At 73.8% G+C, this 19971-nt stretch carries 15 protein-coding genes; 11 read left to right on the top strand and 4 right to left on the bottom strand.

The window, feature by feature from the left end; all coding sequences use genetic code 11:
- The first annotated feature begins 6 nt into the window (after positions 1 to 6).
- From rosag_RS17980 to rosag_RS17950, 7 genes are all read left to right on the top strand, one after another.
- Positions 7 to 1341 carry a M23 family metallopeptidase gene (locus rosag_RS17980; RefSeq protein ID WP_284351552.1) on the top strand — a complete coding sequence of 445 codons (1335 nt, stop codon included), beginning with the start codon at positions 7 to 9 and terminating at the stop codon, positions 1339 to 1341.
- A gap of 85 nt (positions 1342 to 1426) precedes the next feature.
- Positions 1427 to 1813, top strand: coding sequence for a hypothetical protein (locus rosag_RS17975; protein WP_284351551.1), 387 nt, complete (start codon positions 1427 to 1429; stop codon positions 1811 to 1813).
- A gap of 5 nt (positions 1814 to 1818) precedes the next feature.
- A complete protein-coding gene (locus rosag_RS17970; RefSeq protein WP_284351550.1) occupies positions 1819 to 3891 on the top strand; it encodes an Ig-like domain-containing protein in 2073 nt (690 codons plus the stop codon).
- On the top strand, positions 3888 to 5060 hold the full coding sequence (locus rosag_RS17965) for a YncE family protein (RefSeq protein WP_284351549.1): 1173 nt from the start codon (positions 3888 to 3890) through the stop codon (positions 5058 to 5060). The genes rosag_RS17970 and rosag_RS17965 overlap by 4 nt, the downstream gene beginning before the upstream one ends.
- 489 nt (positions 5061 to 5549) lie before the next feature.
- Positions 5550 to 8060, top strand: coding sequence for a leucine--tRNA ligase (gene leuS, locus rosag_RS17960; RefSeq protein ID WP_284351548.1), 2511 nt, complete (start codon positions 5550 to 5552; stop codon positions 8058 to 8060).
- Positions 8061 to 8073: 13 nt separating this feature from the next.
- Complete coding sequence (locus rosag_RS17955; RefSeq protein WP_284351547.1) at positions 8074 to 9165, top strand: endonuclease/exonuclease/phosphatase family protein; 1092 nt, start codon at positions 8074 to 8076, stop codon at positions 9163 to 9165.
- 83 nt (positions 9166 to 9248) lie between these two features.
- Complete coding sequence (locus rosag_RS17950) at positions 9249 to 10451, top strand: PDZ domain-containing protein (RefSeq protein ID WP_284351546.1); 1203 nt, start codon at positions 9249 to 9251, stop codon at positions 10449 to 10451.
- A gap of 221 nt (positions 10452 to 10672) precedes the next feature.
- On the opposite strand, the gene rosag_RS17945 is transcribed toward rosag_RS17950, so the two are convergent.
- Entirely contained in the window at positions 10673 to 11170 is a 498-nt protein-coding gene (locus rosag_RS17945) for a hypothetical protein (RefSeq protein ID WP_284351545.1), read from the bottom strand.
- 189 nt (positions 11171 to 11359) lie between these two features.
- Between rosag_RS17945 and rosag_RS17940 the strand changes: the two genes are divergently transcribed.
- The 3 genes from rosag_RS17940 to dacB all read left to right on the top strand — a co-directional run bounded on the left by rosag_RS17940 (position 11360) and on the right by dacB (position 15075).
- Positions 11360 to 11968 (top strand): hypothetical protein, encoded by a 609-nt coding sequence (locus rosag_RS17940; protein WP_284351544.1) that lies wholly within the window; start codon positions 11360 to 11362, stop codon positions 11966 to 11968.
- Entirely contained in the window at positions 11965 to 13275 is a 1311-nt protein-coding gene (locus rosag_RS17935) for an acyltransferase family protein (protein ID WP_284351543.1), read from the top strand. The genes rosag_RS17940 and rosag_RS17935 overlap by 4 nt, the downstream gene beginning before the upstream one ends.
- 141 nt (positions 13276 to 13416) lie before the next feature.
- The gene (gene dacB / locus rosag_RS17930) at positions 13417 to 15075 is read left to right on the top strand and encodes a D-alanyl-D-alanine carboxypeptidase/D-alanyl-D-alanine endopeptidase (protein ID WP_284351542.1); all 1659 of its coding nucleotides are present in this window, start codon (positions 13417 to 13419) and stop codon (positions 15073 to 15075) included.
- Positions 15076 to 15157: 82 nt separating this feature from the next.
- Here dacB and rosag_RS17925 read toward each other — a convergent pair whose 3' ends face one another.
- Positions 15158 to 16300, bottom strand: a complete 1143-nt coding sequence (locus rosag_RS17925; protein WP_284351541.1) for a saccharopine dehydrogenase family protein — start codon at positions 16298 to 16300, stop codon at positions 15158 to 15160.
- Positions 16301 to 16404: 104 nt separating this feature from the next.
- Here rosag_RS17925 and rosag_RS17920 point away from each other — a divergent pair, with 104 nt between their 5' ends.
- Positions 16405 to 16878, top strand: a complete 474-nt coding sequence (locus rosag_RS17920) for a CoA-binding protein (RefSeq protein WP_284351540.1) — start codon at positions 16405 to 16407, stop codon at positions 16876 to 16878.
- Between the two features lie 336 nt (positions 16879 to 17214).
- On the opposite strand, the gene rosag_RS17915 is transcribed toward rosag_RS17920, so the two are convergent.
- Together rosag_RS17915 and rosag_RS17910 are read right to left on the bottom strand one after the other, a co-directional pair.
- Positions 17215 to 18693, bottom strand: coding sequence for a GGDEF domain-containing response regulator (locus tag rosag_RS17915; RefSeq protein WP_284351539.1), 1479 nt, complete (start codon positions 18691 to 18693; stop codon positions 17215 to 17217).
- A 47-nt stretch (positions 18694 to 18740) separates the two neighbouring features.
- Positions 18741 to 19757: a threonine ammonia-lyase gene (locus rosag_RS17910; RefSeq protein WP_284351538.1), complete on the bottom strand. Its 1017-nt coding sequence runs from the start codon at positions 19755 to 19757 to the stop codon at positions 18741 to 18743.
- Between the last annotated feature and the right edge of the window lie 214 nt (positions 19758 to 19971).

The raw sequence follows: 19971 nt of genomic DNA, 5'->3' as shown, positions 1-19971 counted from the left end.
ATGTCCGTGATCCGTCCCCTCGCGCTCGTCTCGCTTCTCGCGCTGGCCGCCTGCGGTCCCGGCGCGCTCCGTGAGCAGCTGGAGCCCCGCCCGCCGCGCGAGGCGTACGTGCGCCAGCTGCAGGCGGCCGACCTGCACCGCACCGCCGTCGGCCGCGACTGGCTCGCCGCCGGCGACCGCGCGCTCGCCGCGCCCGCCGTCGCCGCGCTCCCGTTGCGCGAGCAGGGCGCGTTCGCGGCCGAGCAGCCGGGCGCGGTGGCGTGGCGGGTGGCGCCGAGGCGCGGGCAGCGGCTCACCGTGCGCGTCGAGGCGGCGGCCGACTCGGGGACGCGGCTGTTCAGCGAGCTGTACGCGGTGCCCGCCGACACCGCGCGCGCGCCGCGGCTGCTGGAGAGCGCGGACAGCCTCGCGACGAGCTACACGCTGGAGGCCGACGAGGACGGGACGACGTACGTGCTGCGCCTGCAGCCGGAGCTCCTGCGGGCGGTGCGCTGGAGCGTGACGTTCGAGACGGGGCCCTCGCTCGCGTTTCCCGTGGACGGCCGCGACAGCCGCGCGGTGCGCAGCGTCTGGGGCGCGACGCGCGACGGCGGCGCGCGCTCGCACGAGGGGATCGACATCTTCGCGCCGCGCGGCACGCCGGTGCTGGCCGGCAGCGACGGCGTCGCGTGGGCCGGCGAGAACCGCCTGGGCGGCACGGTGGTGTTCCTGCGCGACACGCGCCGCGGGCAGTCGCTCTACTACGCGCACCTCGACCGGCACGCGGTCGCGACGGGCGCGCGCGTGCGCACCGGCGACACGCTGGGCTTCGTCGGCAACACGGGGAACGCGCGCACGACCGCGCCGCACCTGCACTTCGGCGTCTACCGCCGCGGCGAGGGCGCGATCGATCCGTACCCGTTCGTCGACACGCGCGTGACCGCGGCCGCGCGGCCGGGGCGCGACACCACGCTCGTGGGCCGGCTGGCGCGCACGACGCGCGAGGACGCGGCGCTGCGCGCGGGCCCCGGCGAGCGCGCGGCGCGCGTGCGCGCGGTCCCGCGGCAGACGGTGGTGGCCGTCGAGGGCGCGTCGGCGGGGTGGCTGCGCGTGCGGCTCCCCGATCGCACGACCGGCTACCTCGCGGCCGGCGCCCTGGAGCCCGCCGACCGGCCGGTCGCGCGCGAGCAGGTGGCCGCCGCGGCGCCGGTGCGCGCGCGGCCCGATCCGGCGGCGCCCGACGTCGGGCTGGTCGCGGCGCCGGTCGAGGCGCCGGTCTACGGCCGCTTCGGCCGCTACGTGCTGGTGGAGGTGGACGGACGGCGCGGGTGGCTGGAGCGGCCGGCGGCGCGCGCGGACTAGGCCGGTATGGCCGGCTGAGCCGGCTGGACAGCTCTGACCGGGGCTCCCAACTTGGGCGCGCCGTACTCCCCCAGCCCCCGTCGTCATGCGCCCCGTCTCCCTGCTCACCGCCGCGCTGCTGCTGGGCGCGGCGCCGCTCGCCGCCCAGGGCCCCGCCCGCCCCGCCGCGTTCGACCCGTCCGGCCGCTACGCCATGAAGCTCGTGGTCGGCCGCGACACCGTCCCGTTCACCATCGTCGTCGCCGACAGCGGCGGACGCTGGGGCGGCACCTTCATCGGCTCCTCCGGCCGCGTGCGCCCGCTGATCTCGGTGGTGCCGCGCGACGGCGACGCGTCGCTGGTCATCCAGTGGGCGGAGACGAACGCCTTCGCGACCGTCCTGCTCCGCCTCCGCCCCGACAACACCGTGCGCGGCGCCGCCGAGTATCCGGACGGCACCTTCACGCTGCTCGGCACCCGCACCCCCAAGTGAGCCTGATGCCCACCGCCCTCTCCCTGCGCGGTCATGCCGCGCTCCTCGCCGCGGCCACGCTCGTCGCCACGGCGGTCGGCGCCCAGACGCCGGCCGAGCCGGCGCCCTCCTCGCTGCTGCCGGCGTCGCCCATCGCGCGCCTCGACGTCTCGCCCGCCGGCGGGCGCTTCACCGCCGGCGACTCGGCGCGCCTCGTGGTGCGCGCGCTCGACGCGGCCGGCCGGCCGATCCCCGGGGCCATCATCCGCTACACGATGCGCGGCGGCCAGGGCGAGGGCGCGATCGACACCACCGGGATGGTCGTCGCGAGCTCGGTCGGCAAGATGCCGCTGAGCGTCGTCGCGCTCGTGCCGGGGACGCGCCCGTTCATCCGCAACGTCGACCTGCAGATCGTCCCCGCCGCCGCCGCGCGCGTGGACGTGCGCACGCCGGTGTCGGCGCTGCTCGCGGGGCAGGTGCTGCGGATGGACGCGATCCCCTTCTCGAAGGCCAACGACCGCGCGCTGGAGCCGGTGCGGTGGACGAGCAGCGCGCCCGCCGTGGCGCGCGTCGATGCGAACGGGCTGCTGACCGCGGTCGCGCCGGGGAGCGCGACGCTCACCGCGACCGCCGGCGCCGCGCGCGCGACGGTGCCGGTGCGCGTGCTGGCCGCCGCGGGCGCGCGCGCCGTCATCGCCCCGGTGCCGACGTCGGTGCGGCAGGGCGACGTGGTGCGCCTGAGCGCCGAGGTGCGCGGCCGCGACGGGCGCGCGCTGTCGGGCGTGACGCCGACGTGGTCGTTCTCCCCCGGCGACGGGCAGATCGACGCGACGGGCGCGTTCGTCGGCTACCGCCCGGGCGAGTACCTGGTGACCGCCAGCTACGGCCCCGGCGCGAGCGCGACGACGCTGGTGAAGGTCGAGGAGCGCAACGTCCGCCGCCCGGTCGAGGTGGTGGGGCGCCTGCCGCGGACCGCGTTCCCGACGTCGGAGGTGTGGATCCACCCGAACGGGAAGGTCGCCTACCTGGGCACGCACGGCGGCGGCGACCGCGTGTACGCGATCGACATCTCGAACCCCGCCGGGCCGGTGGTGGTCGACTCGATCATGGCCAACACGCGCCTCGTGAACGACATGGTCACGACGGCCGACGGCAACGTGATGGTGTTCACGCGCGAGGGCGCGGCCGACCGCAAGAACGGCATCGTCATCGCCGACACGCGCGACCCGCTGCACCCCAAGCAGATCGCCGACTTCACCGACGGCGTCACGGGCGGCGTGCACTCGGTCTACCTGTACGAGCACCCGACGCACGGGAAGCACGTCTTCCTGACGAACGACGGCACCGGCGCGGTGGACGTCGTGAACATCGACGACCCGGCCAAGCCGCGCCGCGTGACGGAGTTCCGCACCGCGCGCCCCGACGCCGCGCGCTACGTGCACGACATCGACATCCACGACGGGCTGCTGTACGCCAGCTACTGGAACGACGGGCTGGTGATCCTCGACATCGGCAACGGGATCAAGGGCGGCACGCCGGCCAAGCCGGTGCTCGTGACGCAGTTCAAGTACGACCTCGACTCCCTGTATCGCGAGGTGGAGCAGGCGTCGGCGCCGGGCTTCACGCGCGGCACGCACACCGCGTGGCGGCAGCGCGGCGGCAAGTACGTGTTCATCGGCGACGAGGTCTATCGCAACGGCAACGTCAAGGGCGCGAAGGACGCGTCGGCGTCGCGCATGTACGGCACGCTGCAGGTGATCGACGTCAGCGACATCGAGCATCCGAAGTCGGTCGCGTGGTACACGCCCGAGCAGGGCGGCGTGCACAACGTCTGGGCGACGGGCGACACGCTCTACATCGGCGCCTACGACGCCGGCTTCCACGTGTTCGACATCGGCGGCGAGCTGCGCGGCGACCTGCGCGCGCAGGGGCGCGAGATCGCGTCGTTCAACACCGCCGACATGGAGGGCAACGTGAAGAACGCGGCCTTCACGTGGGGCGTGGTGGTGAACCCGAAGGACGGGCTGGCGTACGTGAACGACTTCAACAACGGGCTCTGGGTGATGCGCGTCGTGCCGAAGCCCCCGGTGGTGCCATGACGCGCCTCGCGACGGCGGCCGCGCTGCTCCTCGCGGCCACCCCGCTGCGCGCGCAGCAGCCGGCGCAGGCCGCGCCGCCCACGCGCGACTACCGCGTGTTCGTCGGCTCCGAAGGGGACGACCGCATCCAGCTGGTGCGGTTCGGCCCCGCGGGCGCGACGGTCGAGCGGCAGTTCCGCGTCGGCACCAACCCGACCGAGCTCCTCGGCCCGCACGGCGTGGGCGTCGCGCCCGACGGGCGGCACTACTTCGTCTCGACCGCGCACGGCACGCCCAATGGCGCGCTGCTCAAGTACACGACGGCCGGCGACTCGCTCGCCGGCCGCGTGACCCTCGGCGCCTTCCCGGCCACGCTGCAGGTGAGCCCGGACGGCAACTGGGTCTACGTCGTGAACTTCAACCTGCACGGCGACATGGTGCCGTCGTCGGTGTCGGTGGTCTACGCGCCCGACATGGCGGAGGTGGCGCGCATCCCGACGTGCACGATGCCCCACGGCTCGCGGCTGTCGCCCGACGGCACGCGCCACTACTCGGCGTGCATGATGGACGACGCGCTGGTCGAGATCGACGCCCGCAACCTGAAGGTCGCGCGCTGGTTCTCGCTGGCGAAGGGCGCGGAGCGCGGGATGACGGGCGCGCCGCCGCGGCGCACGGCCGCGGGCGGCGTCGCGAGCGGCCACGACATGACGAGCCACACCGACCACGCGGGCGCGCCCGCGCCGGTCGCCTGCTCCCCCACCTGGGCGCAGCCCTCACCCGACGGCAAGCGCGTCTGGGTGGCGTGCAACAAGTCGAACGATCTGGTCGAGATCGACGTCGCGTCGTGGACCATGACGCGCCGCATCCCGACCGGCGAGGGGACGTACAACCTCGCCGTGACGCGCGACGGGACGCTGCTGGTGGGCACCAACAAGCGCGGGCAGAGCGTGTCGCTCATCGACGTCGCGAGCGGCCGCGAGCTGGCGCGCATCCCGACCGCGCGTCGCGTGCCGAGCGGCGTGGCGCTGTCGCCGGACGACCGGTACGCGTTCGTGACGGTGGAGGGGATCGGCGCCCAACCCGGCACGGTGGAGATCATCGACCTGCGCGCGCGCCAGGCCGTGGCGCGGGTGGACGTGGGCCCGCAGGCCGGCGGCATCGACGTGTGGACGCAGCCTGCCGTTAGGTGAGGTGAGCCGGGGCTGAGCTCCGCACGTGGCTCGGGGCGGCGTGGGCGCCGGCCGGCTCGGAGATTTCGCGGGCGGAGCCGCGGCGCGTCTCTGCACCGCGAAATCTCAGGTCGCTCGGCCGGCGCCCACACCGCCCCTCCCCCCGAGCGTCGGCGCCGGGCACGCCACCAGGCGCGCGTCTCCCCTCGCGAGCGGCGGCCAGGCGGGGCCCGGCGCGAGCTGCGCCTCAGCTCAGCCGGCGCCCGAAGATCGATGCCGTGAAAGCGACGCGGGCCGAGAAGGGATGGGGGTGCGGGGGCGGTGGGGGATCGGCCGAGCGACCTGAGATTTCGTGGTGCGGAGACGCGCCGCGGCTCCGCCCGCGAAATCTCCGAGCCGGCCGAGCCCCCACCGCCCTCGCGCCCACGAGCGGAGCCCGGCGTGCAGCCCACCCAGCGCCCCGGGCGCCGCTAGATTGCGAGGTTCAACCCCTCGCCCGAATCGCCCCGCATGAGCAATCCCTCGCCCACGTCCGCGGGTCAGGAGCCCAAGGACGCCTACGACCCGACGTCGGTCGAGCAGAAGTGGCAGCAGCGCTGGCAGGAGCGCGGCACGCACGCCGTCGACCTGGCCGGCGGCGCGCGCCCGTTCTACCAGCTCATGATGTTCCCCTACCCGTCGGCCGAGGGGCTGCACGTGGGGAACCTGTTCGCGTTCACCGGCACCGACATCCAGGGCCGCTTCCACCGGCAGATGGGGCACACCGTGTTCCAGCCGCTGGGCTTCGACGCGTTCGGCATCCACTCGGAGAACTACGCCCTGAAGATGGGCGTGCACCCGATGACGATGACGCCGCGCAACGTCGGCAACTTCCGCCGCCAGCTGGACCGCGCCGCGCTGATGGTCGACTGGCGCTACGCGGTCGACACCAGTCAGCCCGACTACTACCGGTGGACGCAGTGGGTCTTCCTGCAGCTGCTGGAGCGCGGCCTGGCGTACAAGAAGAAGGCGGCCGTCAACTGGTGCCCGACCGACAAGACCGTGCTCGCCAACGAGCAGGTCGAGAACGGGCTGTGCGAGCGCTGCGGCACGCCCGTCGAGCAGCGCTTCCTGGAGCAGTGGTTCTTCCGCATCAGCGAGTACGCCGAGCGTCTGCTGCAGAACCTGGACTGGCTCGACTGGTCGGACACCACCAAGACCGCGCAGCGGAACTGGATCGGCCGCTCGCAGGGCGCGCAGATCGACTTCCTGGTGCCCAGCTCTGGCGACCTGTCGCCCGAGGACGACGCCGCCGTCGCCGGCGATCCGATCGTCATGGCCGGCACGCCGATCACCGTGTTCACCACGCGCGTGGACACGATCTTCGGCGCGACGTACCTGGTGCTGGCGCCCGAGCATCCGCTGGTGGACGCGCTGACGACCCCCGCGCAGCAGCGCGACGTCGACGCGTACCGCGCCGCGACCGCGCGGCAGGACGTCGTCACGCGCAAGGTCGACAAGGAGAAGACCGGCGTCTTCACCGGCTCGTACGCGCGCAATCCCGCCACGGGCGAGCTGATCCCCGTCTGGATCGCCGACTACGTGCTGATGGAGTACGGCACCGGCGCGATCATGGCCGTGCCCGCGCACGACGAGCGCGACTTCGAGTTCGCGACCAAGTTCGCGCTGCCCATCGTGCGCGTGGTGGCGGCCGAGGGCGAGGACGCCGACACGCCCGTGGAGGGCGGCGCGCACACGCACGACGCGGGCGGCCGCATCGTCAACAGTGCGCAGTTCGACGGCATGAGCGTCCCGCAGGCCAAGGAGGCGATCGTCGCCTGGCTGGCCGAGGGCGAGCAGGCGCGCGCGGTCACCAACTACCGGCTGCACGACTGGTGCATCTCGCGCCAGCGCTACTGGGGCCCGCCGATCCCGGTCGTGTACTGCGACGCGTGCGGCACCGTGCCGGTGCCCGTCGACAAGCTGCCGGTCGAGCTGCCGTTCCTGGAGGACTTCAAGCCCGACGACTCGGGCATCAGCCCGCTGGCGCGCGACGCGAGCTGGTACCACACGCCGTGCCCGCGCTGCGGCGCGCAGTCGCGCCGCGAGACCGACGTCAGCGACACCTTCCTGGACAGCGCGTGGTACTTCCTGCGCTATCCCAGCGCGGACCGCGACGACGTGCCGTTCGATCCCGCGCTGACGAAGAAGTGGCTGCCGGTGAACAGCTACATCGGCGGCAACGAGCACGCGGTGCTGCACCTGCTGTACTCGCGCTTCATCACGATGGTCCTGAAGGACATGGGGCACATCGACTTCGAGGAGCCGTTCACGAAGTTCCGCGCCCACGGCCTGATCATCCGCGAGGGCGCGAAGATGTCCAAGTCCAAGGGCAACGTCATCAACCCGGACGAGTACATCGACCAGTGGGGCGCGGACAGCTTCCGCACCTACCTGATGTTCCTGGGCCCCTACGAGGAGGGCGGCGACTTCCGCGACGCCGGCATCAGCGGCGTGCGGCGCTTCCTCGACCGGCTGTACGCCAGCGCGCGCGACATGACGACCGACGGCGCGCCCGACGCCGCCGTGCTGCGCAAGCTGCACCAGACCATCCGCAAGGTCGGCGACGACGTGCCGCGCCTGTCGTACAACACGGCGATCGCGGCGATGATGGAGTACGTCAACGTGCTGCGGAAGGGCGAGCGCACGCCGCACCGCGACGAGGTCATGCCGCTCGTGCAGCTGGTCGCCAGCTTCGCGCCGCACCTGGCCGAGGAGCTGTGGGAGCGCGGCGGCAACACGGGCAGCGTGCTCGACGCCGGCTGGCCGGCGTTCGACGCGGCGCTCGCGGCCGAGGAGTCGATCACGCTCGCCGTGCAGGTGAACGGCAAGACGCGCGGCACGGTGCAGCTCGCGCCGCAGGCGACGCAGCAGGACGCGCTCGCCGCGGCGATGGCCGAGCCATCGATCGCCAAGTTCGTCACCGGCGAGCCGCGGAAGATCATCTTCGTGCCCGGACGCCTGCTCAACCTGGTCGTCTGAGCGGGCGCACGCGATGAGCCTCGACGGCGTGCTCGTGGGCGTCGCGCTGGTGCTGGGGGCGGTGGCGGTCGGCGCCACCGCCCTCTCGCTCGTGCGGGCCAAGTACTGGTGGGTGCGCGTGTGGGACTTCCCGCGCGTGCAGCTGTTCGTGGCGGCGCTCGCGTCGCTGGGGCTGTGGGCGATGACCGGCGGCGTCGAGTTCCTCCCCGACCAGGGCGTGCAGGGGGCGCTCGGCGCCGTGCTCGTGGTGCAGGGCGCGGCCATCTGGCGCTACACGCGCCTCGCGCCGCGCGAGGTGCAGCACGCGCGGCATCCCGAGCCGGCGCGCGCGCTCTCGCTCGTCGAGTCCAACGTCCTGCAGACCAACCGCGAGTCCGACCGGCTGATCGGCGTCGTGCGCGCGGTCGATCCCGATGTCATGCTGTTCGTCGAGACCGACCACTGGTGGCAGGAGCGCCTCGACGCGGCGTTCGCCGGGTCGCATCCACACGCGCTGCGCTGCGCGCTCGAGAACACGTACGGGATGCTGCTCTACTCGCGGCTGCCGCTGGAGGACGCGCGCATCGAGTTCCTGCTGAAGCCGGACATCCCGTCGATGCAGGCGACGGTGCGGCTGCGCGGCGGCGAGCCGCTCTGGCTCAACTGCGTGCACCCGCGTCCGCCCGCGCCCGGCGAGAGCGACGAGTCGCTGGAGCGCGACGCCGAGCTGCTGCTGGTGGGCAAGCGCGTGCGCGACGCGCGGCTCCCGGTCATCGTGCTCGGCGACCTGAACGACGTCGCGTGGTCGCGCACCACGCGCCTCTTCCAGAAGACGAGCCGCCTGCTCGACCCGCGGAAGGGGCGCGGCTTCTACAGCACCTTCCACGCGCGCTATCCGGGGCTGCGCTGGCCGCTGGACCACGTCTTCTTCTCCGACCGCCTCCGGCTCGTGCGCATCGCGCGCCTCGGCTACGTCGGGTCCGACCACTTCCCGGTGCACCTGGTCCTGGACCTGGAGCCCGAGGCGGCGGCCGAGCAGCAGGCGCCCGAAGCGAAGGCGTCGGACCTCGCGGAGGCGCACGAGACGGTGGCCGAGGCGCGGAACGGCGGGACGAGCCGGGGCTGAGGGGCGGGCGGCGGGCGGCAACCCTGCCGCGCGCGCCCGGTGTCACATCGGCGAACCCCTCGCCACTCCGGAGCGACCTTCCGATGCGACCCCTCCACGTCTCCCTCGCCGCGCTGGCGCTTTCCGCCGCCGCCGGCGCCGCCGACCCCGCCACCCTGGGCGCGCAGGTGCGCACCCGCACGCCCGCCCCCTCCACCGCGCGCGGCGGCGACGTCTACGTCGAGCGCGGCGACGGCTTCACGCGCATCCGCTCGTGGACCAACGACGACAACCGCGCCGTCCTCGGCATCATGCTCGGCTCGGGCGACGACCGCGGCGTGCGCATCGCCGACGTCAGTGACGGCGGCCCCGCCGCCAAGGCCGGGATCGAGGAGGGCGACCGCATCGTCTCGATCAACGGCACCTCGCTCACCGTCGCCCGCGAGGACGCCGACGATCCCGAGCTGCAGGGCCTCGGCGCGCGCCGCCTGACGCGCGCGCTGGCCGCGCTCAAGCCGGGCGACGAGGTCACGCTGGTGGTCGCGCGCGGCAGCGAGCGCCGCACGGTGAAGGTGAAGACCGTCAGCGGCGAGAGCCTCGCGCAGACGAACGGCGCGCGTGTCTTCACGCTCCCCGGCGGCGCCAGCGGCTACGTGTTCGGCCGCGACTCGGCCGGCCGCGCGCGCGCCGAGGCGAGCGTCCGCGCGTGGCGCGACAGCATGCGCGTGCAGGCGGAGCGCCGCCCCGCGCTCGGCATCGCGGTGCAGCCGTCGGGCTCCGTGCGCGACACGCTCGGCCTCTTCGTCAGCAGCATCACCAGCGGCGGCCCGGCCGAGAAGGCGGGGCTGGTGGAGGGCGAGCGCATCGCCGCCATCAACAACGTCGACGTGCGCGTGCCGCGTGAGGACGTCGAGGACCGCATGTCGGGCAGCGCGCGGGCGTCGCGCTTCACGCGCGAGCTGCGCAAGGCGAAGCCGGGCGACGACGTGACGCTGCGCGTGTGGCGCGACGGCGCGTACCGCAACGTCACCGTGAAGGTCGGGCGCGCCGCGGACGTGTTCAAGTACGAGGGCGGCGCGGGCTTCGGCTTCGGCGAGGATGGGCTGTTCACGCTGCCGCGCATGCCGATGCCCGCGATGGCGCCCATGGCTCCGATGGCGCCCATGGCCCCGATGGCGCCGATGGCGCCCCTGCCGGGCGGCGTGCGCATCCTCCGCACGCCGCGGGCGGCGCCGCTCGCGCCCGTGGCCCCGCGCGCGCCGATGGCGCCGGCGGTCCGCACGCTGCGCCGCTGGACCGAGGTCTGACGCGGTAGGTGGAATGAAGACGCGGCGCGGATCGGCGCGCCCGACCCGAACGACAACAGCAGCAAGGATAGGATCGGACCAGATCGGATAACGACGGATGGCTCCGCGTGGCGGCGAGGGATCTCGCGCTCCACCGGAGCCATCCGTCGTTATCGGACCTCATCCGATCTTATCCTTGCGAATGCAGTTCGCTGTTCGGGTCCGGTGCGACCGCGTCGTGCTCAGGCCTCGTCGCCCGCGAGCGAGTGCGCGAACCGGCTGGCGAGGCCGGGGTGACGACGGAAGAGATACGTGCCGATCGTCGCCGCGGCGATCAGGTTCGCGGCCAGCACCTGGTACCACGCCAGCTGCCCGAAGTACTCCGAGCGCGCGAGGATCGCGGTCAGGCCGTAGAAGCCGATCTCGAAGAAGATGAAGAGGATGAAGAAGCCGATCAGCACCGACGGCTCCTCCTCCGCGTTGTTCATCACCGTCGCACCGATCAACCCCGCGACCACGAACGCCGCGTAGTGGAACGCCGTGTAGCCGAGCACCGCTCCCGCGGTCGCGGGTGCACCGGGCATCCCGAACAATGAGCTGAGCGACGCACCCAGCATCGTCGGTGTGGCCAGCGGTCGTCCCGCGACGGAGTCGAGGATCAGGAACCAGATGGCGACCGCCGTGGCGGCCAGCGCACCGGCGACGACGCCCTCACGCAACGTCCGGTGTTGCTCGAGCATGTGCGTCCCTCCTGCTTCGGGGAGAAGGTGCGAGGCGACCCGCCCCGCCGCGCCGTGCGCCGGGAATCGGACGTCCCGTGTGCAATAGGAGGCGCGATCCGGGACTCGGCAAGGGTGCCCGGGGCGCCGCCTCCGGCCGGGCCCGCCGCCCGCCCTCGACACCTTCCGGACCGGACACCAGCTTTCGGCATGCACCGCCCCTCCCCCTCCGCCGCGCGCCGCGCCGCGGCCCGCCGCCCGCTCCTCCCCGCCCTCGCGCTCGTCGCCCTCGCCGCCTGCGGCGGTGGCGCCAAGCCCGCCAGCGGTGACGCTACCTCCGGCGACTCGGCCGCCGGCGACAACCTCGTCGCCCGCACCCGCGCCGCCGCCGCCCGCGACGAGGGCCCCGTGGTCTGCGGCCCCGGCACCGACGAGGCGCTGACGCTCGCCGTCCGCGAGTACATCAAGCAGGCGACGCCCAAGCCGCAGCGCTTCCTCGTCTCGGTCGGGACCGACTCCGCCCTCCCCGAGGCCGGGCAGCGCGCCCTCCAGGACAAGGGCCCGATGTACCTCTTCCCCGCGCAGCCGGCGCTGCAGCAGCAGATGCGCACGCTGCTCCACGACAAGGGCGACTACACGACGCTGCTGCTCGTGCTGCGCGACGCCACGCGCCGCGACAGCACGGCCACCGTTCGACTCGACGGGCATTACGTGGGCGGCGAGGACGACGGCAAGCCCGCCGGCCCGCGCGTCTACCAGGTGAGCTGCGCGGCCGGCAAGTGGAGGCTGGCCGGCGCCGCTCCGGAGCGCGGCGCATGAGCGACACGACGATCACCATGGGGGCCACGCTGGCCCCGCCGGTCGAGGCGCCCCCGCGGCCCACCGCGCCCGCGCCCACCGGCACCGAGACGGTCCGCGCCGCCGCGCCGGCGCCGCGCGCGCGCGAGCGCCTGCTCTCCCTCGACGTCTTCCGCGGGATGACCGTCGCCGGGATGCTGCTCGTGAACAACCCCGGCACGTGGGGCGCGATCTACCCGCCGCTGGAGCACGCCGAGTGGCACGGGTGGACGCCGACGGACCTCATCTTCCCGTTCTTCCTCTTCATCGTCGGCATCACGACGCAGCTCTCGCTCGGCGCGCGCCGCGCGCAGGGCGCCACCGACGGCCAGGTGCTCCGTGCGCTGCTCAAGCGCGGCGCGATGATCTTCCTGCTCGGCCTCGCGCTCAGCGCGTTCCCCTTCTTCCAGTGGGGCGAGATCAAGGGGATCCCCGACGCGTCCTTCCTCGACCGCGTCGTGTACCGCGCCGAGCACCTGCGCATCATGGGCGTGCTGCAGCGCATCGGGCTCGCGTACATCGTCGCGGGGCTGCTCACCTTCAGGACGACGCTCAAGCAGCAGGTCGTCATCCTGGCCGTGATCCTCTACGGCTACTGGATCGCGATGACGGTGCTGCCCGTCCCCGGCACGGACACGCTCGGCATCTTCCTGCTGGGGGAGCCGGGGCACACGCTCGACGCCTGGCTCGATCGCGTGATCCTCACGCCCGCGCACCTGTGGGCGGGCGGCGGCGGCCTGCGCGACCCCGAGGGCCTGCTCTCCACGCTCCCCGCCGCGGGCACGGTGATGCTCGGCAACTTCGCGGGGCGGTGGATCGGCCGGCGCGAGCACGGCCTCGCCGAGCGGCTCAACGGGCTGTTCGCGGCCGGCGCGCTGGCGATGATGTTCGGGCTCATGTGGCACTGGGTCTTCCCGATCAACAAGTCGCTCTGGACCAGCTCGTACGTGCTGTTCACGGGCGGGATGGCCGCGGTCGCGCTCGCCACGATCATGTGGCTGGTGGACGTGCACCGGTACAGCGGCTGGACCAAGCCGTTCGTGATCTACGGCGTGAACCCGATGCTGGCCTTCCTCGGCTCGGGGCTGATGGCGCGCATGATCTACTCGATCCTCAAGGTCGACGTGAACGGCCGCCCCGTCGCGCTGCAGAAGGCGATCTACGACGCGGCGTTCGCGTCGTGGCTGGCGCCGAAGAACGCGTCGCTCGCCTTCGCGCTCGCCTTCGTCGGCCTCTGGCTCGCGATCCTGTGGGTCGCGTGGCGCCGCAACTTCATCTTCAAGGTCTGACGGCCTAGTCTGCGGGACGCGCGGCGCCGCGCGACGATCCGGAACGTGGCGCCGCGGGCGGGGTGATCGTCGGGAGGGCGCGGTCGTGCGCCACGCGATCGCCCCCGCCGCCTGGAACGCCTGTTGCCCCGCCGCACCGTCATGACGTCTGTCGCCCCTCCCGCGCGCGCGGCGCGCCGCCCCCTGGCGGCCGCCGCGCGCCTCGTGCTCACGACCGCGCTGGCCGCGCTCGCGGTGCCGCTCGCGCCCGCGGTGCACGCCGCGCCGCTCCCCTTCCTCGACTCGGCCGCGACGGTCGAGGCGCAGACGGCCCGGAAGAAGAAGGCCGCGCCGAAGCGCCGCACCACGCGCAGCAGCGCCGCCTCGCGCCGCGGCAGCGCGCGCCGCGCCGCCGCTCGTCCGGCCGCCGCGCCGCCCGCCCCACGCTGGACCACGCCGCGCAGCGCGGCCGCGCTCGCGAGCGACCTCGGGGCGATCCTCTCGCGCCGCGAGGACGGGCAGTGGGGCGCGATGGTCGTCTCGGTCACGCGCGGCGACACGCTGTTCGCGCGCGACGCCGACGCGCCCATGGTCCCCGCGTCCACGATGAAGATGTACACGTCGGCGCTCGCGCTCGACCGCCTGGGACCGGACTGGCGCTTCCGCACCGAGGTGCTGCGCGAGGGCGCGCTGGACGGCGACGGCACGCTGCGTGGCAACCTCGTGATGCGCGGCGACGGCGACCCCGCGTTCTCGCGCCGCTTCCAGCCGGGCAACGACTACGCGGCGCCCGTGAAGCTGCTGGCCGAGCGCGTCGCGGCGGCGGGCGTGAAGCGCGTGACGGGCGACCTCGTGGCCGACGCGAGCGCGTTCGAGGCGCGCACGATCCCCGAGGGCTGGCTGACGCGGTACGCGGGCGCGGGCTACGCGGCCCCCTTCTCCGCGCTCTCGATCAATGAGAACATCGTCGTCGTCGCGATCCACCCGGACGGCCGCGTGCTGCTGGAGCCCGCGACCACGGGCATCCGCGTCGAGAGCTCGGTGACGACGCGCGCGGGCGGCGGCAACGGCGTGCGCGTCATCCGCGCGGCCGACGGCCACGTCGTCGCGCGCGGCTGGATCGGCCGCAAGGCGCCGGTGCGCCGCCTGCAGCTCGTCGTCGCCGACCCGCCGACGTTCGCGGCGGGCGCGCTGCGCGCGGCGCTCGCGGAGCGCGGCATCACCGTCGATGGCCAGCTGCGCACCGGCCGCGCCGCCGCGGGCGCCGAGCGGGTCGCGGCGGTCGAGTCGCCGCCGCTGGCGGACCTCGTGGCGGTGATGAACCGCGAGAGCATCAACCACTTCGCGGAGATGATCTTCCGCAACGCGGTGCGCGGCCCCGCGCGCGAGGGCGAGGGCTCGGCCGTCGCGGGCAACGCGATGCTGCAGCGCTTCCTCACCGAGAAGGCGCACGTGCCCACGTCGGCCGTGCAGGTGAGCGACGGCAGCGGCCTCTCGACGCTCGACCGCGTGACGGCGCGCTCGATGATCCACCTGCTGGGGCTCGCGCACCGCGCGCCCTGGGGCTCGGTCTTCCACGCGTCGCTGCCGGTGGCCGGCGAGAGCGAGTTGATGCGCGGCCGCATGCGCGGCACGCCCGCGCAGGGCAACCTGCACGCGAAGACCGGCACGACGAACGACGTGATCGCGCTCGGTGGCTACGTCACCGCGGAGAACGGCGAGGTGCTCGCGTTCAGCTTCATCTTCAACGGGCGCGATCGCTGGAACGCGCGCGCGACGATCGACGCCATGGGGGCGACGATGGCCGGCTTCTCGAGGTAGCTCACGCAGCACGCAGCACGCAGCACGCGAAAGGGCCGGCCTCCACGCGGAAGCCGGCCCTTCGTGTGTCACGCACGCGCGATCAGATCGCCCGCACTTCGATCCCCCGCCGCCCCAGCTCCTCGATGTAGCGCGCGGGCGGGATGCACTCGTCGGGCGTGCACACCTTGCCACGCCCCGTCTCGCCGGCGACCTGCATCTGCGCCGTGATCGAGAGCGAGTAGCCCGTCGTGCGCATCATCGCGCTGATCCCGTGCTCGGCGTCGTAGCGGTCGATCACCTCCCAGCCCAGTCGCGCCGGCCGGCCGTCCTTCGTGCCCTCGACGACCACGCGCAGCGCGACGACGTCGTGCCCGCCCGGCTTCTTCAGCTTCGGCGTCACCGCCGTCACGAACGCGTCGCGCGGCACCACGCGGTGCCCCTTCACGTCGATCGGCTGCAGGTCGAGCAGCCCCAGTTCCCGGATCGCCGCCATGATGTGCGCGTGGCCCGGGTAGCGGAGCGTCTTGTACTCCATCGTCGGGATGCGGCCCTCGTAGCGGAACGGCATCGTCGACAGCCCGCCCGCCGTGTGGAACGCCTCCAGCGTGCCGAGGGGCGCCGGGAAGTCCACCGGCTCGATCTCGGAGAGCGGCGTCACCTGCGCGCGCTGGCCATCGCGCAGCACCCACGACATCGTCGTGTAGTAGTCGAGCGCCCCCTCCAGCGAGTAGACGATCTGGTAGTTCAGCGGCGGCTCGGGGTTCTGCGGCAGCCCGCCGACGAACATGCGCACCGCGGACACCTCGTCCAGCTGGTCGATGCCGTGCTGCGCGAGGATGTTCACCATCCCCGGTGCCAGCCCGCAGTCGGGGATGATGCTCACGCCGCGCGCGGCCGCCTCCGGCTCCAGCGCGCGCTGCTGGAAGACGATGTCGGTGTTGCCCCCGAGGTCGCAGTAGTGCGCGCCGGCCTCGATCGCGAGGCGGGTCATCTCGAGGTTGAAGTAGTACGGGAGCGCGCACATGACGGCGTCGCACTCGCGCATCAGCGCCAGCACCGCCTCGCGGTCGCGCACGTCCAGCGGCGTCGGGATGAGCCGCGGCCCCGAGAAGGGGGCGAGGAAGGGCGCGATCGTGCCGACGTGCAGGTCGGCGAGGCGCACCTCGGTGACCGCCGGGTTCTGCAGCAGGTCGTAGGCGCAGGCGGAGCCTTGCAGCCCCGCACCGAGCACGAGCATCCGCATCGATGAGTCTCCTGGTCGAGTTGGGTTGAGCGCCCGCAAGCTAACGGCCGGCGCCCGCGCTCGCCTGCGCCCCTCGCGCACGCTCCTCGCAGGAGGGGGTGGCCATGACAGCCGCCGCCATCCGCCCCAGCCCCCAGGATCCCGACTGGCGCTCCCGCCTGCTCGAGACGCCCGCCGCCATCGCCGCGCTCCTCGGCCGCGTGAAGCGCATCGCCGTGCTGGGCATCAAGACGCCGGAGTCGATGCAGCCGGCCTTCTACGTCCCCAAGTACGCGCAGCGGGCGGGCTACGAGATCGTCCCGGTCCCGGTCTACTACCCGGAGGTCACCGAGATCCTGGGCGAGCGCGTCTACCGCCGGCTCGCGGACGTGCCGGGCCCCATCGACCTGGTGAACGTCTTCCGCCGCCCGAAGGACCTCCCGGCCCACGTCGACGACATCCTCGCCGCCGGCCCGCACGCCGTCTGGCTGCAGTCGGGCATCTATCACGACGAGGTGGCGGAGCAGCTGGCGCGCGCGGGGATCGCGGTCGTGCAGGACCGGTGTCTGATGGTCGAGCTGCGCGGAATGGGGATATAGCGCGGCGGGCCGCGGGCTGCGGATCGTGCGCCCTGCATCGCCGCGCCGGCCCCCTCCATTGGAGAGGTGACGGATGCTCCGGATGACGCGGATCAGACGGATCGCTCCGTCCCGGCGCACGGGACATCGCCGCCGCGCGGGACGACCCGAAGGATCCGTTCTCATCCGGAGCATCCGCATCCCCCATCGGCAAACGGGTACGGCACACCGGACCCGACCTACAAGCGCAGACAGGATGACAGGATGACCAGGAGGCTCTGTGCGGCGTATGGAACGACGCGCCACGCGGAGCCTCCTGGTCATCCTGTCTCGTAGTTCACGCAGCAGACGGCAGAGTCAGAGCCGCACGCGATTCCGTCCGTCCGCCTTCGCCCGGTACAGCGCCGCGTCCGCGCGCGCGAACAGGTCCTCCACGCTCTCGATGCGCGCCGCGGGGAACGTCGCCACGCCGATGCTCGCCGTCATGCGCAGCTCGCGCTCGTCGTCCCATGGGCGGAACGCGAACCCCTCCACGCGCTCGCGGATGCGCTCCGCGAACACCACCGCGCCGTCGTCGTCGGTCTCCGGCAGCACGATCAGGAACTCCTCGCCGCCGTAGCGCCCCACCATGTCGCTGCTGCGCGCGGCGGCCATCAGCAGCTCCGACACCGACCGCAGCACCGCGTCGCCCACCAGGTGGCCGTGCGTGTCGTTGACGCGCTTGAAGTGGTCGAGGTCCAGCAGCAGCAGCGCCACGGACGTGTCGTAGCGCAGCGCGCGCTCCATCTCCGTCGTCAGCCGCTCCGTGAGCGCGCGGCGGTTCAGCAGCCGCGTCAGCGAGTCCGTCGTCGCCAGGTGCTCCAGGCGCGCGTTGTCGGCGCGCGTCGTCTCGATCACCTGCGCGCGCTGCACCACCGCCACCGCGGCGCCGATCACCGCCTCCGCGAACGCCACGTCCTCGGGCGTCAGCGGCGGCTGCTCGCGCGTGCGGCGCAGCAGGAACACGCCGCGCTGCGCCGGGTCGATCGCGAACGGCAGCGCCATCGCGCTGCGCACCGGCACCTCCGTGCCGTCCAGCCCCACCACGGCGCGCCCGCCGTACAGCGGCGACGACGCGACGTCCTCCAGCAGCACCGGCTCGCGCGTGTCGAACGCCTGCCGCACCTCGGGATAGTCGGCGATCGCGATCTGCCCCTTCTGCAGCTTCGGGTTCTCGAACGCCGTCGCGACCACGCCCACCTCGTGGTGCGGGCCCGTGAGGATCACCGCGCAGTGCGACACGCTGAGCGCGCGCGCCACGCGGCGGGCCAGCAGGTGGTAGACCTCGTCCGCCGCCAGGTCGCCCGTGACCTCGTGCAGGATGTCCACCAGCTTGCGGCGGTTCTCGGCGTCGGCGCGGGCGCGCTCCAGCTCCTCCTGCGTGCGTCGCAGCGTGTCGCGCTGCGTGCGGAGCACCGCGCCCACGCGCAGCTGCGCCTGGATGCGCGCGACCAGCTCCTTCACGCGGAACGGCTTGCGCACGTAGTCCGCGGCGCCCAGTCCGAGCGAGCGCACCGTCGCCTCCTCCACGGGCGCGGAGGAGAGCATCAGCACCGGCACGTCGCGCCACCGCGGCTCGCGCTTGATCCGCTCCAGCAGCTGCACGCCGTCGCCGTCGGGCATGAAGATGTCCAGCAGGAGCAGGTCGGGCGGCCGCTCCTCGCCACTGCCCAGCAGCTCGAGCAGCGCGGTCGCGCCGGGCACGGCGGTGACCTCGTAGCCGTGCTCCTCCAGCACCCACGACACGCTCTCGACGACCGCCGGATCGTCGTCCGCGATCAGGATGCGCGCGCTCATCGTGGCCGCTCCGGGCATGGGGCGTTCGGTCCGGGCGCGGGCGTCGGTCAGCGGCCGGAGGCCGCGGGCGCGCCGGAGCCGTCCGGCGCTCCCAGCACGCTGCACAGACCCGGCCACTCGATGTTGCCCCCGCTCAGCACGCACACCGTGTCGCCGTCGGCGGCGGGCGCCACCAGCCCCTCGCGCAGCGCCGCCAGCGTGATCGCGCCGCTCGGCTCCGCGACGAGCTTCATGCGGTCCAGCAGCGCGCGCATCGCCGGCGGCAGCGCGGCGTCGTCCACCACCACCACGTCGTCGACGTAGGCCTGGTGGTGCGCGAAGGGCGCGGTGCCCACCTCCACCGCGAGCAGCCCGTCGGCCAGCCCCTTCGTCTGCCCGAGGTGCACCGGGCGCCCCTCGGCGCGCGCGCGCGTCAGCTTGGGCGCCCCCGCGGGCTCCACGCCCACCACGCGCGTCCCCGGCGACAGCAGCTTCACCGCCGTCGCCACGCCCGCGCTGAGCCCACCGCCGCCCACCGGCACCAGCACCAGCTTCACCGTCGGCAGGTCCTCGACGAGCTCCAGCCCCGCGGTCCCCTGCCCCGCGATGATCGTCGGGTGGTCGTAGGGCGGCACGAGCACCGCGCCCGACTCGCGCACCAGCTCCATCGCGCGGCCCATGCGGTCGGCCGTCGTCGTCCCCGCCAGCTCGATGCGCGCGCCCAGCCGCTCGGCGCCCGCGCGCTTGGCCGGCGTGACGGTGGTCGGCATGACGACCGTCGCCGGGACGCCGAACAGCCGCGCGGCCAGCGCCACCGCCTGCGCGTGGTTCCCCGACGACGGCGCGACCACGCCGCGCGCCCGCGCCGCCGGCGGCAGCTCGGCCAGGAAGGTGTAGGCGCCGCGCAGCTTGAACGCGCCGCCGCGCTGCAGCATCTCGGGCTTCACCCACACGCGCCCGCCCGCGGTGGGCGGCACCACGTCGTCGGCCGGCAGCAGCGGCGTGCGCACGGCCACGCCGCGCAGCGCGGCGGCGGCCGCGCGGAGGGCGTCCAGCGTGACGAGCGGAGTCGCGGTGGTGGTCATCGACGGGCGGCGGGTGGAGGCGCGAGGGCGGCGGCCGACACGATATGGCTCAGGCCGCTTTGACCCCGTTCCGCCGAATCTAGTGACTCGCGGGAACGCGACCAAATCGCGCCGCCGCCCCTCGCACCACTCGTACCGCAGGAAAGCGCCACAGCGGGGTGGAGGGGCGACGGCCGAACGCACGACGGCCCTCCGGCAGCTGCCGGAGGGCCGT

Source organism: Roseisolibacter agri (assembly GCF_030159095.1).
Lineage (GTDB): Bacteria > Gemmatimonadota > Gemmatimonadetes > Gemmatimonadales > Gemmatimonadaceae > Roseisolibacter > Roseisolibacter agri.
Note: the sequence above shows the minus strand (reverse complement) of the source record. Positions and strands in the feature narration are given on the sequence as shown.